The sequence below is a fragment of the Sneathiella sp. genome (genome assembly GCF_041689005.1).
Taxonomy (GTDB): Bacteria; Pseudomonadota; Alphaproteobacteria; order Sneathiellales; family Sneathiellaceae; genus Sneathiella.
The window spans coordinates 23,069-37,401 of sequence record NZ_JBDNHC010000031.1 but is presented as its reverse complement, the minus strand read 5'-3'; the positions used below and the strand labels follow the sequence as shown (position 1 = coordinate 37,401).

The 14,333-nt window shown below is 55.9% G+C and carries 13 protein-coding genes and 1 pseudogene; 10 read left to right on the top strand and 4 right to left on the bottom strand.

Annotated features, from left to right (window positions below; all coding sequences use genetic code 11):
- The 8 genes and pseudogenes from ACESNI_RS03955 to add all read left to right on the top strand — a co-directional run.
- Window positions 1-508: pseudogene (locus tag ACESNI_RS03955) on the top strand (ABC transporter permease); the annotation flags it as partial.
- Window positions 509-1,480 (top strand): ABC transporter permease, encoded by a 972-nt coding sequence (locus tag ACESNI_RS03950; RefSeq protein WP_373085165.1) that lies wholly within the window; start codon window positions 509-511, stop codon window positions 1,478-1,480.
- Window positions 1,480-2,346 carry a purine-nucleoside phosphorylase gene (locus ACESNI_RS03945; protein WP_373085164.1) on the top strand — a complete coding sequence of 289 codons (867 nt, stop codon included), beginning with the start codon at window positions 1,480-1,482 and terminating at the stop codon, window positions 2,344-2,346. The genes ACESNI_RS03950 and ACESNI_RS03945 overlap by 1 nt, the downstream gene beginning before the upstream one ends.
- Window positions 2,339-3,319 (top strand): deoxyribose-phosphate aldolase, encoded by a 981-nt coding sequence (gene deoC, locus ACESNI_RS03940; RefSeq protein WP_373085163.1) that lies wholly within the window; start codon window positions 2,339-2,341, stop codon window positions 3,317-3,319. The genes ACESNI_RS03945 and deoC overlap by 8 nt, the downstream gene beginning before the upstream one ends.
- An 11-nt stretch (window positions 3,320-3,330) precedes the next feature.
- Window positions 3,331-5,715, top strand: a complete 2,385-nt coding sequence (locus tag ACESNI_RS03935) for an aldehyde dehydrogenase family protein (protein WP_373085167.1) — start codon at window positions 3,331-3,333, stop codon at window positions 5,713-5,715.
- Entirely contained in the window at window positions 5,705-7,051 is a 1,347-nt protein-coding gene (gene deoA, locus ACESNI_RS03930; protein WP_373085161.1) for a thymidine phosphorylase, read from the top strand. Before ACESNI_RS03935 ends, deoA begins: the two co-directional genes overlap by 11 nt.
- A complete protein-coding gene (locus tag ACESNI_RS03925) occupies window positions 7,048-8,253 on the top strand; it encodes a phosphopentomutase (protein ID WP_373085166.1) in 1,206 nt (401 codons plus the stop codon). Before deoA ends, ACESNI_RS03925 begins: the two co-directional genes overlap by 4 nt.
- Before the next feature lies 1 nt (window position 8,254).
- Window positions 8,255-9,220 carry an adenosine deaminase gene (gene add / locus ACESNI_RS03920; protein WP_373085160.1) on the top strand — a complete coding sequence of 322 codons (966 nt, stop codon included), beginning with the start codon at window positions 8,255-8,257 and terminating at the stop codon, window positions 9,218-9,220.
- 8 nt (window positions 9,221-9,228) lie between these two features.
- On the opposite strand, the gene ACESNI_RS03915 is transcribed toward add, so the two are convergent.
- The 3 genes from ACESNI_RS03915 to ACESNI_RS03905 all read right to left on the bottom strand — a co-directional run bounded on the left by ACESNI_RS03915 (window position 9,229) and on the right by ACESNI_RS03905 (window position 11,523).
- The gene (locus ACESNI_RS03915; protein ID WP_373085159.1) at window positions 9,229-9,846 is read right to left on the bottom strand and encodes an OmpH family outer membrane protein; all 618 of its coding nucleotides are present in this window, start codon (window positions 9,844-9,846) and stop codon (window positions 9,229-9,231) included.
- A gap of 150 nt (window positions 9,847-9,996) precedes the next feature.
- Entirely contained in the window at window positions 9,997-10,905 is a 909-nt protein-coding gene (locus tag ACESNI_RS03910; RefSeq protein WP_373085158.1) for a glutathione S-transferase family protein, read from the bottom strand.
- 57 nt (window positions 10,906-10,962) lie between these two features.
- On the bottom strand, window positions 10,963-11,523 hold the full coding sequence (locus tag ACESNI_RS03905; protein ID WP_373085157.1) for a nitroreductase: 561 nt from the start codon (window positions 11,521-11,523) through the stop codon (window positions 10,963-10,965).
- 158 nt (window positions 11,524-11,681) lie between these two features.
- Between ACESNI_RS03905 and ACESNI_RS03900 the strand changes: the two genes are divergently transcribed.
- On the top strand, window positions 11,682-12,506 hold the full coding sequence (locus ACESNI_RS03900) for a universal stress protein (RefSeq protein WP_373085156.1): 825 nt from the start codon (window positions 11,682-11,684) through the stop codon (window positions 12,504-12,506).
- A gap of 6 nt (window positions 12,507-12,512) precedes the next feature.
- Here the strand turns inward: ACESNI_RS03900 and ACESNI_RS03895 are convergent, their stop codons facing one another.
- Entirely contained in the window at window positions 12,513-13,067 is a 555-nt protein-coding gene (locus ACESNI_RS03895; protein ID WP_373085155.1) for a pseudouridine synthase, read from the bottom strand.
- 243 nt (window positions 13,068-13,310) lie between these two features.
- On the opposite strand from ACESNI_RS03895, the gene ACESNI_RS03890 reads away from it, so the two are divergent.
- On the top strand, window positions 13,311-14,327 hold the full coding sequence (locus ACESNI_RS03890) for a hypothetical protein (protein ID WP_373085154.1): 1,017 nt from the start codon (window positions 13,311-13,313) through the stop codon (window positions 14,325-14,327).
- The last annotated feature ends 6 nt before the right edge of the window (window positions 14,328-14,333 follow it).

Genomic DNA, 14,333 nt, shown 5'->3' with positions numbered 1-14,333 from the left:
GCTCAATCTGTCCTTCCTGTAAGCCCTGATTTTAGGCGGCGGCTTTTATTTCCTCGTCTGGCACACTCGATGGGGCTACGAAATCCGCGTCGTCGGGCAAAATGAAACCGCCGCCCGCTATGCCGGCATTTCTCCGGCGAAAAATATCATCCTCGCTATGATGATTTCGGGGGCCCTTGCCGGTTTCGTGGGGGTAAATGAAATCGAGGGGGTTCAGCATCGCCTGATCCTTGATTTCACCGGTGGTTACGGCTTTGTCGGGATCGCTGTCGCGCTGATGGGCCGCAACCATCCAGTGGGCATTTTCTTCGCCGCCCTGCTGTTCGGTGCGCTATATCAGGGCGGGTCCGAGCTTTCCTTCGAAATGCAATCAATCAACCGCGAAATGGTCGTCGTTATCCAGGGACTGATCATCCTGTTTTCCGGCGCCCTTGAACATATGTTCCGGCCGAGGATCGAGGCCCTGTACCGGCGCATGGCCACTCCCCGAATCGTGGAGGCAGGATAGATGGAAATTTTCCAGATCATTGTCCTGCTGCTGGATGCCACCTTCCGCGTGGCGACCCCGCTTATCCTTGCCGCCCTCGCAGGTATGTTCTCCGAACGGGCGGGTGTGGTTGATATCGGTCTTGAAGGCAAGATGCTGGGGGCAGCCTTCGCCGCGGCGGCCGTCGCCGCGGTCTCCGGCTCCGCCTGGGTCGGGCTGGGCGCGGGGATCCTTGCATCGCTCGCACTAGCCGCTCTTCATGCCTATGCCTGTGTCACCCACAAGGGAAATCAGGTGGTCTCCGGCATGGCGATAAACATCGTCGTTGCCGGTCTCGCCCCAACGCTCGGCTATGCCTGGTTTCACATGGGCGGGCAAACACCGGCATTAAGTGGCGACGCCCGATTCCACTCTCTTGAGCTTCCCTTTACCGAAGCGGCGCGGAATATCCCCATCGTCGGTTATATTTATACGCAACTGATTTCCGGCCATAATATTATTGTCTATATGGCGGCGGCGGCGGTTCCGATTGCCGCCTGGATCCTTTACCGAACCCGTTTCGGGCTTCGCCTTCGCGCCGTCGGAGAAAACCCCCACGCCGTTGACACCGCCGGTATCTCCGTCAATCTTTTGCGCTATAAAGCGCTTGCGGTGACCGGGTTTCTGTGCGGGATATCCGGTTCATATCTTTCCATCGCCCACGGCGCCGGGTTTATCCGTGATATGACGGCGGGTAAAGGCTACCTTGCCCTCGCCGCGCTGATATTCGGGAAATGGAAACCGGTGCCGACATTACTTGCCTGTCTGCTGTTCGCCTTCACCGATGCGGTACAAGCCCGATTGCAGGGGGTTGAGCTTCCCGTTGTCGGGGTTATTCCTGTACAGTTTATTCAGGCGTTACCATATATACTGACAGTTCTGTTGCTTGCCGGTTTTGTCGGCAAGGCGCATCCGCCAAAGGCCATTGGCGAGCCATACATTAAGGAAAAATAATGACTGCTAATCCAAATGCCGCCGCCGAATTCGTGAAGCAGGCGGCCCCCGGGTTTACCCCTCGTGTCGGCATCGTGCTGGGCTCCGGCCTCGGCGAGCTGGCCGACAAAATCGATACTGTGGCCAGTATCGACTATGCTGATATCCCGGATTTCCCGCGTTCCTCAGTGGAGGGGCATGCGGGACGGCTTATTCTGGGACGGCTCGGCGGCATGCCCGTTGCTTGTATGCAGGGACGTGTTCATTATTATGAAGGTATCGAGGCGCAGGCAGTTGCCCTGCCGGTGAGAATGCTGAAGCTACTCGGCATTGAAATATTGCTGCTCACCAATGCGGCAGGAAGCTTTCACAAGAAAATGGGTCCCGGCAGCCTGATGGTCCTTAACGATCATATTAATTTCACCGGGCGCAATCCGTTGATCGGCGAGAATGACGAGGCCTTCGGTCCACGGTTTTTTTCGATGGAGGAGGCGTATGACCCAATATTACGCGCGCATCTGCAGGCTGTCGCCAAGGAGCTTGGGATCAAGCTGCATGAGGGCGTCTACCTTCATTATCTTGGCCCGAATTTTGAGACTCCGGCGGAAATCAGGATGTTCAAAAAACTTGGCGCAGATGCGGTCGGCATGTCGACGACACCAGAGGTTCTCGTCGCCCGTCATGCCGGTCTTCGCGTTGCGGCGATTTCTAATATCACCAATCTCGCTGCCGGGATGAGCGAAACAAAACTCAGCCATGAACAAACTCTTGAATCGGCGAAGCTCGCCGCCGCCGATCTTGAAAAGCTGGTAATTGTATTTCTGGAAACATTGAAACGGGAACTGCTGAAAGCCCATTTGCAAAGCACGAAGGACGGCAATGATTAGCCCGATACAGAAAATCGCTCCCGGTCATACCCGAAATCCCGGAGTGGCCCTTGACCTTGATGTCCTTGACGGTATTCGCGTTAATTTGAGCGCCGTCGAGCGCCGCGCCACCACCCTCGGCGGCCGCCGCAGCGTCAAGAAGGAGTATCAGGCTGCCTGGCTTCTGAAGGCCATTACCTGTATCGACCTGACGACGTTAAGCGGCGATGACACGGCGGAACGGGTCAGGCGCCTCTCTGCAAAAGCGCGCCAGCCGGTTCGGGCTGACTTGCTGGTGGCTATGGGAATGGACAAACGCCCCCTCACCACCGGCGCGGTCTGCGTCTATCACAGTATGGTAGAAACGGCAGTTGCGGCTCTCAAGGGAAGCGGGATTCCGCTTGCGGCGGTCTCCACCGGCTTTCCCGCCGGGCTCAGCCCGTTTGATCTGCGCGTCAAGGAAATAGAGGCCTCTGTTGCCGCCGGGGCGGACGAAATTGATATTGTCATCACCCGGGGTCACGTGTTGACCGGCAACTGGCGGGCGCTCTATAACGAGGTAAAAGCCTTTCGTGCCGCCGCGGGGCACGCCCATCTAAAAGCCATTCTCGGCACCGGGGATATTGTCACCTTACGAAATGTTGCCAAGGCCAGCATGGTCGCAATGATGGCGGGGGCTGATTTTATCAAGACCTCCACCGGTAAAGAGGCGGTCAATGCCACCCTCCCCGTCACGCTGGTGATGATCCGCATGATACGCCAATATCTGGAAATGACCGGCCACAAGGTCGGCTACAAACCGGCGGGTGGTATCAGCACGGCAAAGGATATCCTCGCCTACCAGATCATGATGAAGGAGGAACTTGGCAATGACTGGCTGCAGCCCGATCTGTTCCGCGTCGGGGCATCCAGCCTGCTAGGCGATATAGAGCGCCAGATCGAGCATTTTGTCACCGGCCGCTATTCGGCCGACTTCCGTCATCCGATGGCCTGAAGGACTATATGATGAGTATTGCAGAGATCTTTAATTCCATGAGCTACGGCCCCGCCCCGGAGAGCGAGACAGCCGCCCGGAACTGGCTTGCCGCGCATAAAGGAAAATTTGGCCTGTTCATTGATGGCGGCTGGACCAAACCCAGATCGAACAGCTGGTTTGAAAGCCAGAACCCCGCGCGGGGCGAAAAGCTTGCCGATATCGCCGCCGCCAATGACAAGGATGTGGGCGCCGCCGTCGCCGCTGCCCGCGCCGCGCAAAAAGACTGGCTCGCCGTTGGCGGTCATGGCCGCGCCCGGCATCTCTATGGCCTGGCCCGCACCCTGCAACGCAACGCCCGACTGCTTGCGGTGCTGGAGGCCCTCGATAACGGCAAGCCTTTACGCGAAACCCGAGATATCGACATTCCCCTCGTAGCCCGGCATTTCTATCATCATGCGGGCTGGGCACAGTTGCAGGAACAGGAATTTGCGGGGTTCGAGCCCATGGGCGTGATCGGCCAGATCATCCCGTGGAATTTCCCGCTTCTCATGCTCGCCTGGAAAATCGCACCAGCGATCGCCGGGGGCAACACGGTGGTACTCAAGCCTGCCGAATATACGTCCCTGACCGCGCTCTGCTTTGCGGAAATCTGTAAAGATGCGGGTCTGCCTCCGGGCGTTGTCAATATTATCACCGGCGACGGGACGACCGGCGACGCGCTTGTTCGCCACCCGGACGTCGACAAGATCGCCTTTACCGGCTCGACCGAGGTCGGGCGCCATATTCGAAAGGTGACCGCCGGAAGCGGCAAGCATCTGACGCTGGAACTTGGCGGCAAATCTCCTTTCATTGTTTTTGACGATGCCGATCTCGACAGCGCCGTTGAGGGGGTCGTCGATGCGATCTGGTTCAATCAGGGAGAGGTCTGCTGTGCAGGGTCTCGGCTACTGGTTCAGGAAGGCATCTTCGATAAACTGATTTCCAAGCTGCGCGCGCGGATGGAAAATCTGCGGCTTGGCGATCCCCTCGATAAATCCATCGATATGGGAGCGATTGTCGCGCCAGTGCAGTTGGCGGCTATCAAAAATCTGGTGAAAAAAGGAACCGATGAAGGCGCCGAGATATGGCAACCCAGTTGGGCGGTGCCGAAGGAGGGGTGTTTCTATCCGCCGACCCTGTTCACCAATGTCGCCCCCGCGGCCACCATCGCACAGGAGGAAATATTCGGCCCCGTCATCGTCGCCATGACTTTCCGCACGCCTGACGAGGCGATCAGGATCGCCAATAACACCCGCTATGGCCTTGCCGCCTCCGTCTGGAGTGAAAATATCAATCTCGCGCTGGATGTCGCACCGAAACTTGATTGCGGCGTGGTCTGGATCAATTCCACCAATCTGTTCGATGCCGCCTGCGGCTTTGGCGGAAATCGGGAATCCGGCTACGGCCGCGAGGGCGGTCATGAGGGCATGTTGGAAGTCATCAAGCCGAAATTCCTGGCAAAATTGCCTGACTATCAGACTGCCGCGAAGGCGCCCGGTAAACGTGACGCGACGCCTTCCCCTCTCGTATCGCTCGACCGGACGGCCAAGCTTTATATCGGCGGCAAACAGGCACGCCCCGATTCCGGCTATAGCCTTCCTGTGTTCTCGGCTAAAGACGTGAAAATCGGCGAGGTTGGCGACGGCAATCGCAAGGATATCCGCAATGCGGTTGAGGCCGCTGGCAAGGCAGTGGGCTGGACAACGACAAGCAGTCACGCCCGCGCCCAGGTTTTATATTACATCGCGGAAAACCTTGACGCGCGAAAGGATGAATTTGCAAAACGTCTTGTCGAGACAACCGGCGTCACGTCCAAAAAGGCCCTAGCGGAAGTCGATGCCTCTATCCGGCGGCTCTTCTCCTACGGTGCCTGGGCGGATAAATATGAAAGCCGGGTGCATTCCCCGCCGATGCGTGGTGTCACCCTCGCCATGAAGGAGGCCATTGGCACCCTCGGGATTATCTGCCCGGATGAAAATCCGCTGCTCTCCCTGATCTCGCTTGCCGCTCCGGCCCTTGCCATGGGCAACCGGATCGTGCTCGTCGCCTCCGAGACACATCCGCTGTCAGCCACCGATTTTTATCAGGTGCTGGAGACATCCGATGTGCCGGGCGGTGTCTTCAATATCATTACCGGAAACCGGGACCTACTTGCGAGGACACTCGCCGAACATGATGACGTGAAATCTGTCTGGTATTTCGGTCCCAAGTCCGGCAGCGAACTGGTGGAGGCGGCCTCCGCCGGGAATATGAAGCGGACCTGGGTGAATAACGGCAAAGCGCGCAACTGGTTTGACATGGAGCAAGGCGAAGGCCGCGAGTTTTTGCGCCATTCAACACAAATCAAAAATATATGGATTCCCTATGGCGACTGAACAGACCCATTTTCATCCGCAGGAAATCATTCGGAAAAAGCGTGATGGCACCGCGCTTTGTCGGGCTGAAATCGAGTTCATGGTCAAGGGAATAACCGATAACTCCATCTCCGAGGGGCAAATCGCCGCTTTTGCCATGGCCGTTTTCTTCCGCGACATGACCATGGACGAACGCGTCGATCTGACCCGCGCCATGGCCCATTCCGGGCGTGTAATGGACTGGACAAATGCCGGGCTTGGACGCCCTGTTGTCGACAAACATTCAACCGGCGGCGTTGGCGACAAGGTCAGCCTGATGCTGGCCCCGATCGTTGCTGCCTGCGGCGGGGCAGTCCCAATGATTTCCGGCCGTGGGCTCGGTCATACGGGCGGAACCCTCGATAAGCTCGCCAGCGTGCCCGGATATAATACCGCCCCAAGCCCGGAATTGCTGACAAAGACCATCAAGCATATCGGCTGCGCCATCATCGGCCAGACGGCGGACCTTGCCCCGGCCGACAAGCGATTCTATGCCACCCGCGATGTAACCGCCACGGTCGAGTCGATCCCGCTTATCACCGCGTCGATTTTATCGAAAAAGTTGGCGGCGGGGCTGGATGCGCTGGTGATGGACGTCAAGTTCGGCTCCGGCGCCTTCAAGGAGGAGTATACGGACGCGATGGAACTCGCCCGCAGCATTGTCACCGTCGCTAATGACTGTGGCTTGCCAACCACAGCATTGCTGACTGATATGAATGAGGTTCTCGGGCGGACAGCCGGCAATGCGATAGAAGTGCGCGAAACAATTGACTTCCTGATGGGAAAGGCCGCCGACCCGCGGATTTTGGAGGTGGTGACGGCACTGGCGGTGGAAATGCTGGTTCTTGCGGGCATTTGCGACGCGACGACCGCCCCGCTTGCGGTTCAGGGGGCGCTGACCAGCGGGACGGCAGCGGAAAAATTCGCCCAGATGATAGCGCTTCTGGGCGGCCCGCGCGATCTCATGACCGACATGGACAAACATCTCCCTCTCGCGCCGGTCCGCCGTGACGTTATCGCTCCAAGGCGGGGATTCCTCGGCGCTATGAATGTCCGGGCGATGGGGCTTGTCGTAATGGAATTGGGCGGTGGCCGCCACACCGCCGCTGATTCAATTGACTACGGCGTTGGCCTTGGGAACATCGCTGGACTTGGGGAAAAGCTTGGTCCCAGATCCCCAATTGCGACGATTTTCGCCCGGACCGAGGCGGCGGCGCAGCAGGCAGAGGCAGCAATTTTACGGGCGATCACCTTGACCGATACAGCGCCAAAACGGGTAGCGCCTGTCGCCACAAAATTAACCAGAGAGGATATATAATGCGGGCCGTTGTTATTGTGCTGGACAGTTTCGGCCTCGGTGCCGCGCGGGATGCTGAGGATTTTGGCGATCTCGGCGCCGATACTTTCGGCCATATCATCGAGGCTGCCGACGCCGGCCGCGCCAATTCCAACAATCGGGCAGGCCCGCTAATGCTCCCCAATTTCAGGAAACTAGGTCTTTTCGCTGCCTATGACGACTATCACCAGAAAAGCCCGGCTCCAGGCCTGTATAGCGGCCTCTACGGGGTTGCGCAGGAAAAGAGTAAGGGCAAGGACACCCCGTCGGGCCATTGGGAAATGGCCGGAGTTCCAGTATTGTTTGACTGGGGATATTTTCCAAAAACCACCCCCTGTTTTCCAACGGACTTGACCGATGCGCTTATCGAGCGCGGCCAGCTTCCCGGCATCCTCGGCAATTGCCATGCCTCGGGCACTGAAATCATCGCCTCACTGGCTGATGAGCATATGAAAACCGGCAAGCCCATCGTCTATACCTCCGCTGACAGCGTCTTCCAGATTGCGGCGCATGAAGAAACATTCGGTCTCAACCGCCTCTATGAGCTGTGTGATATTGCCCGTGAGCTCGTCGATCCCCTCGGGATTGGCCGCGTTATTGCTCGCCCATTCCTTGGTGAGAACGGTGTCTTTACCCGTACGGCGAACCGCAGGGATCTTGCCGTTCCCCCGCCCGAGGCAACCTTACTGGAGCAGATGAGCGCGGCCGGCCATCAGGTTATCTCTATTGGTAAGATTGGCGACATTTTTGCGCACCGTGGTACCGGTGAAATAGTCAAGGCGGCAGGAAATATGGCACTGATGGACGCCACCTTTGAAGCTCTTGACCGGGCCGGCGAGGGCAGCCTCGTATTTACCAATCTCGTCGATTTCGACCAGTCGTTTGGCCATCGGCGGGATATTGCCGGATATGCGCAGGCGCTGGAGGAGTTCGATGCCCGCCTACCCGCGCTCATGGCGAAACTTAGCGATGGTGATCTTGTCATTCTGACGGCCGATCACGGCTGTGACCCGACTTGGCCGGGGACGGATCACACACGCGAAGTCGTGCCGATTATCGGCTTTGGTCCCGGTATAGAGGGCGCCAGCATCGGAGAGCGGGAGACATTTGCCGATATCGGGCAGTCCATCGCTGCGCATTTATCGCTTCCTTCCCTCAAATACGGCAAAAGTTTTCTGAACTGACATGGTCAAGAAAGCCGAGCTACATGTGCATCTGGAGGGGACCGCCCCTCCGGCCCTTGTTCGAAAACTCGCCACAGCGAATGGCGCGGCGATCGACCCCACAACCTTCAAATCCGATGGCGAGTTCGCCTGGCGTGATTTCGCGGAGTTCCTTCAATGTTATGACAAGGCGGCGGCAACAATCCTGACCAAGGATGATTACCGGCTGGTCACCTATGACTATCTTGCCCGGTGTGCGGCGGAAGAAGTCATTTATGTCGAGATGTTTTCCTCCCCCGATCACGCCGCTGCGGTGAGAATGAGCTATCCGGACCATCTTGAGGGAATTGCCGCAGGTATTGAGGATGCCCACCGCGAATTCGGCATTGAAGGGCGGATCATTGTCACCTGCGTCCGGCACTTAGGCGCCGAGCGAGCCGAGAGTATAGCCCGCCGATTTATCACTCACCCGCATCCCTACGTGGTCGGTTTCGGCATGGGCGGGAATGAAGCTGTTTTCAATGCCCGGGATTTTGCCTCTGCCTTTGATATTGTCACCCGGGCGGGTTACCGGACTACCAGCCATGCGGGCGAGTTTGCGGGCCCGGAAAGCATTCGGGATACGCTCAAATATCTGCCTGTCAGCCGTATCGGGCATGGGGTACGCGTTTGGGAGGACCCCGAGTTGCTCGCTGAGGTCGCCGAGCGCAAAATTCCACTTGAACTGTGTCCTGGCAGTAATGTGGCGACCGGCCTGTTCCGGTCCCGGCGTCAGCACCCATTCAGGCAGTTGATGGAAGCGGGTTGTATCGTCACGTTGAATTCCGATGATCCGCCTTTTTTCGCAACCTCAATTGGTCATGAATATGATGAGGCGGCCCGCGCCTATAGTCTGACCGAGATGGATCTCGAAAATATTACGCGGAATGCGGTCCGCACAGCCTTCTGCAGTGAGGAGTTGAAGGAAAAACTATTGTCAGAAATCTGACGGCTGCCCTATTCCTTCTTCTTGGGCGGGACCGGCGTCTTGCCGTCGCCTTTTTCCTCAACAGTGATGTCTACCTTCGGGTTTGCCTTGTTAAACTTCGCGAGGACCTCGTCGGTAATATCCATCTTATTGTCAAAGAAAACCGTTTTTGCCCGGTCAATGCCAATATTAATGCCCTTTTCCTTGCTGACATCCGCGGCGATCCGGATAATGATATCCCTGAGCCGAAGCCGGACCCCCACCAATACATCATTCAGCTTGGCATTGATGACCTGAAATTCACGCTGCAGGTTCTGGCGGTCGATATTTAATTGCGACAGCTTTTTTTGATAGGCATCGGGAGAGATGATCGCCCTTTGTTTATCAAGTTCTGCCTTTTGGCCTTTCAACGCATTACCGCGCTCATTTAGGCCGTCGACCCGTGATTTCAGAAGCGTCTTTACTTCTTCTTCCGCATTCTTCGAGGGCTCCGAGACCTGCAGAATGTGATTTATATCCACAACGGCGACAACGGCTTCTGGTATTTTGCTTTGCGCCTCTGCCTCTTGGGTGACTGCCAGATTAGCGGATTGGGCGAGACCAAAAATACATAATGCGACGGCGAAAGCCTGAATTTTCTTAACCAAGTGTCACTCCAGCAGTAAAGGATGTCCGGTTCTGCGTATTTCGCGGACAGACTAACAAATGTAGGCCTGACTTAGCAACAAGTTCGCTCATCTGACCGGTTCATAGTGAATAAAGGCGGCGGAACAAAGGCTCCGCCCCATTTATTTGTTTCAACTGACGATAAAACCCGCCCGCGGGAAATGGATAATAACCTCGTCAACGATATCATTCTGATGACGGATGGCAATTTCCCGGTTTGTCAGGGTCACGAGTTCTCCCGTTACCGGCACCCGGCCGCTGTCATTCGGGGTAATTGTAACCGTATCGCCGCCCGAATGCGCCTCGCCCTCGGCAATAACGCCCCGATAGCCGCTGACGTCATCCGCCTTTGCGATTTGCAGCGCCTCAGTTGAGCTTAACTCTGTCCTTTCCCCATGGCCTAAGGCAGCGATCCGCTCCGTCCAGGCGGTTAGCCGCGGAAAGGCTTCAATAACTTTTTTCGCGGCGGGCGCGCGACCCGCGAACCATACGTTAAAATACAGGTCAAAATCGACTAGGCTGGGCTTCTCGCCAAGAAGAAAAGATCTTCCGTCCGCCAGTCCCTGTTCGGCCCAATCCAGCATCGCCGCGAATTGTTGCAGGGCAACTGGCAGGGCCGCCTTCATCTTTTCAATATTGATGGACCCGCCGGAATATTCGGACCGGTCTTTCACAAATTCCGGCGGCATCTGGTCGCCGAATGTTCCGAATACGATCCCGACTGCTGTACTAAACAATAATTTATCCGTCCAGAAACTCATGCCCCAACCGAGAAATTCACTTCCGTCTGGAAATAACGTCGGATCGGGGTATCGCTTTTCCAGTTCCTGAATGATGGCCTGGGTGTCACAATAGACATGCGCCCCAATCTGCATTATCGGCGTTTTACGATAGCCACCAGTCAGTGGCACAACGTCCGGTTTCGGCATCACTCGCGGGATTTGAACCGATTTCCAGGACATGCCTTTAAATCCGAAAATGGTCCGGATTTTTTCGCCAAATGGGGATGGATCGTAGTGATGATAGATAATGTCAGACAACTGCAGTCTCCCTTAATTATTGTTATTGATGATACGCTCGCAATCCGGCGCGCCGTCTCAGCCTGTCCAGACTTCCATAAAGCTGGATATCTCCTCCTTCGGCAGGATCGGCGCGCGCGCCGCTGTCCCAAGATACAGAAAGCCGACGATCTGATCATTCGCACCGGCCCCAAGGGAGGTTCTCACATATTCATCGAAACAGGGTTTGCCACTTCGCCATATACCGCCATAGCCCATGGCATGCGCCGCGTTCATGATATTCTGAGCCGCCGCTCCGGCAGATAGAATTTGCTCAATCGGTGGAACTTTGGGGTTATCTATCTCGATTTTGGCGACGACGACAATTATCAACGGCGCTCTTAAGGGTTTTGACCGAGTCTTCATGAGTGCCGCCTCCGTGGCCTCCGGCTCGCGCCGCCTCTGCGCCTCCATGAAGATGTCACCCAGAGCCTCGCGCGCCTCCCCCTTAATCACTAGAAACCGCCAGGGGCGCAAGTGACAATGGTCCGGCGCCCGCACCGCGGCCTGCATCAGAATTGCCAGTTCATCGCCACTCGGTCCCGGCTCTGTCAACATGGCCACAGATTTCCGGGTTGTTAGCGCTTCTATTGCATCCATTTATTCCTGATCCTTGACATCATGAAAATTTTAGAAATCGGTTGCCGACATTCCTATTCTAGCAAAATATGAGGGCTCTCGTATGAAGTTTCCATCTATTTTGTTGTTATTGCCGTAATCAAATCATATCTTAAATAGTGGAAACGAAGGAGGACATAATGCCAATAAAAACTATTCTACTTCATCTTAACAATGATCCGCAACTCGACGCCCGGATTGAAACGGTGTTGGGGCTTGCGGTCGAGCATAAAGCCCATGTCAAGGCCCTCTACACGATCGCAAGGGTCACGATTCCAACATCTTTCATGGGCTATGTCCCACCGGAATTCATTGAACAAGCCCACAGTGTTGAAAAAGAAAACGCAGCAAAAGCAACCGAGAAACTGCAAAAGCTGGCATCAAGAGTGGACGTTTCCCTGGAGATTGTCGTTGAAGAAGGATATGCGCCGGATGTGATCAAGTCCCATGCGCTGGCCGTTGACCTGGTGGTGGTTGGCCAAGGAGACCCCGACGCTGAGAATAATACTCAAAGCCGGTATATCGCCGAAGAACTTGTTATCGGATCTTCTTGTCCAGTCCTTGTCATTCCCTTTACCGGGAAATATGGCAATTTCGGCGACCATATCGTTGTCGGCTGGAATAATTCCCGGGAAGCCTCGCGAGCCTTGCATGAGGCCATGCCGTTTCTTGAAAAGGCAAAGAAAGTGACACTTTTAAGTATCAACGCCACCGAGGATGAAGGTGAAGAAACCGCCCAAATTCTGGCGCATTTAAAACGCCACGGCATTACGGCAGAATTTAAATCCGGGGCATGGCCTGATCTCAGCGTCGGCGACGCGATACTGGATGCGCTTGTCGATTATAGCGCGAATATGCTGGTAATGGGGGCTTATGGCCATAGCCGCCTGCGCGAAATGATCCTCGGCGGGGCCACCAACACGATACTCAATCATATGACTGCGCCTGTTCTGTTCGCCCATTAGGCAGCTTTAGAATATATCCTGCTTTCGGACATCGCGCCACGTCCCCTCTTCAAGGTCACCGAGGACAAGGTTACCGATTGCGGTCCGGATCAACCGCAGCGTCGGGTATCCTGCGGCCGCGGTCATCCGCCTCACCTGACGGTTTTTTCCCTCCGTCAGCGTCAGTTCGATCCAGGTTGTCGGAATCGCCTTACGAACGCGGATCGGCGGATCGCGGGGGGCGACGTCCGGCTGGGGATCGATAATCACCGCGCGGCAGGGCTTGCATTGATGACCGCGAATGGCGATCCCCTCCTGCAGCTGGCGAAGGGCATCGGCCGTCGGAATGCCCTCGACCTGCGCCCGGTAAACCCGTTTATGGGCGTTGTCGGGATCGAGTAGTTTTTTGATAAATACGCCGTCGTCACTGAGGATAAGCAAGCCTTCGCTATCCTTATCGAGACGCCCCGCCGCATAAATTTTTCCGGGCAGCGAGAACTCCGCAAGGGTACGCTGACCATCCTCCCCCGTAAACTGGCTGAGGACGCCCCAGGGCTTGTTGAAAGTGACAAATTTAGGCATTTTCCTGTCTTACCTCAGGCTTCGAAACAAAAAATGAACGGCGGCGCGCCCCATTTCGGATAGGCTCCGTGAATTCACCTTCACTGCATTCGGATAGGTGATATAGTCGATTATGGCCAGAAAATTTGATCGAATATAACCCAAATTGCGCCTTAAATTATCAAAATTTTAGGTAATTGATGGGAACCTAAGGCTAATTTCGAGCCGAAGGCTGTGATAAAAAACTCAGGATACGCGTTGTAAATGAACCAGAATTCGACAGCAACCGTCCGTTTTATCGGACGAAAGGAAGAAGACGCCCAGCAATTAAGCTGGCTGCTATCAAATGTTGGGAACAACCAGTTTTTGTTCGAACATGTCGCCAGCGTTCAGGATTTCATCAATGCCGGAATTCCGAATACCAGCGATATCATAATTTTTGACTTGACCGACACATCGTCCGGCCGATCTGACGCAATCGCCCTCTTGTGCCAAAAGATTCCCGAAACGCCTCTTGTGGTGCTTACCGATGACGAGGAGCTTGGACGGGAAGCCATTCGTCAAGGTGCCCAGGATTACCTGATCAAGGGACAACTTACCGCTGATACCATGTGCCGCAGCCTGCTCAACGCCATTCAACGGCACAGAGGTCATACCCGCGCGACTGATACGGCGCCGCTTCTGGATTCGGCAACGGCAGTCCTCAATCGCCTGCCAATTGGCGTCATCCTTGTGACCGCTGACGCTAAAATCCTGTTCTTCAACGGCAAGGCTAAACGATATCTGGAACGGGGCGACGGGCTTGTTGTCGGTCAGGACCGCGTCTGCCGGGCAACGTTACCGGGCGAAAACCGGACATTGGCTAAATTGCTGGCGAATGCCCTAACCCCGGACGGAGAGACAAACGACGGCGAATTTGCCATCTCACTAACCCGCATGGAAAGCGATTCCCCTTTAAACGTTATGGTGGCACCAATCGGCACCGGTGTGGCCGGAAAAGGGGCGGTTCTTTTCGTCTCTGATCCCGCCGAGCCCGTCGAATTCTCCATCGAAACCATTTGCCGGTTATACGGCCTGACACCGGCTGAAGGGCGATTAACCCTTGGCCTGACCAATGGTCATACGCTTGACACTCTCGCAGAAAAATGGGGGGTCAGCATGCATACGGTACGGTCCCAGCTTCGCCAGGTTTTTCGAAAAACCGATACCAGCCGACAGAGTGAAGTCGTTAAATTAATTCTGACGGGTCCCGCCGCCCTGCAGGCTGCACCGCGGCTCTAGACGCGG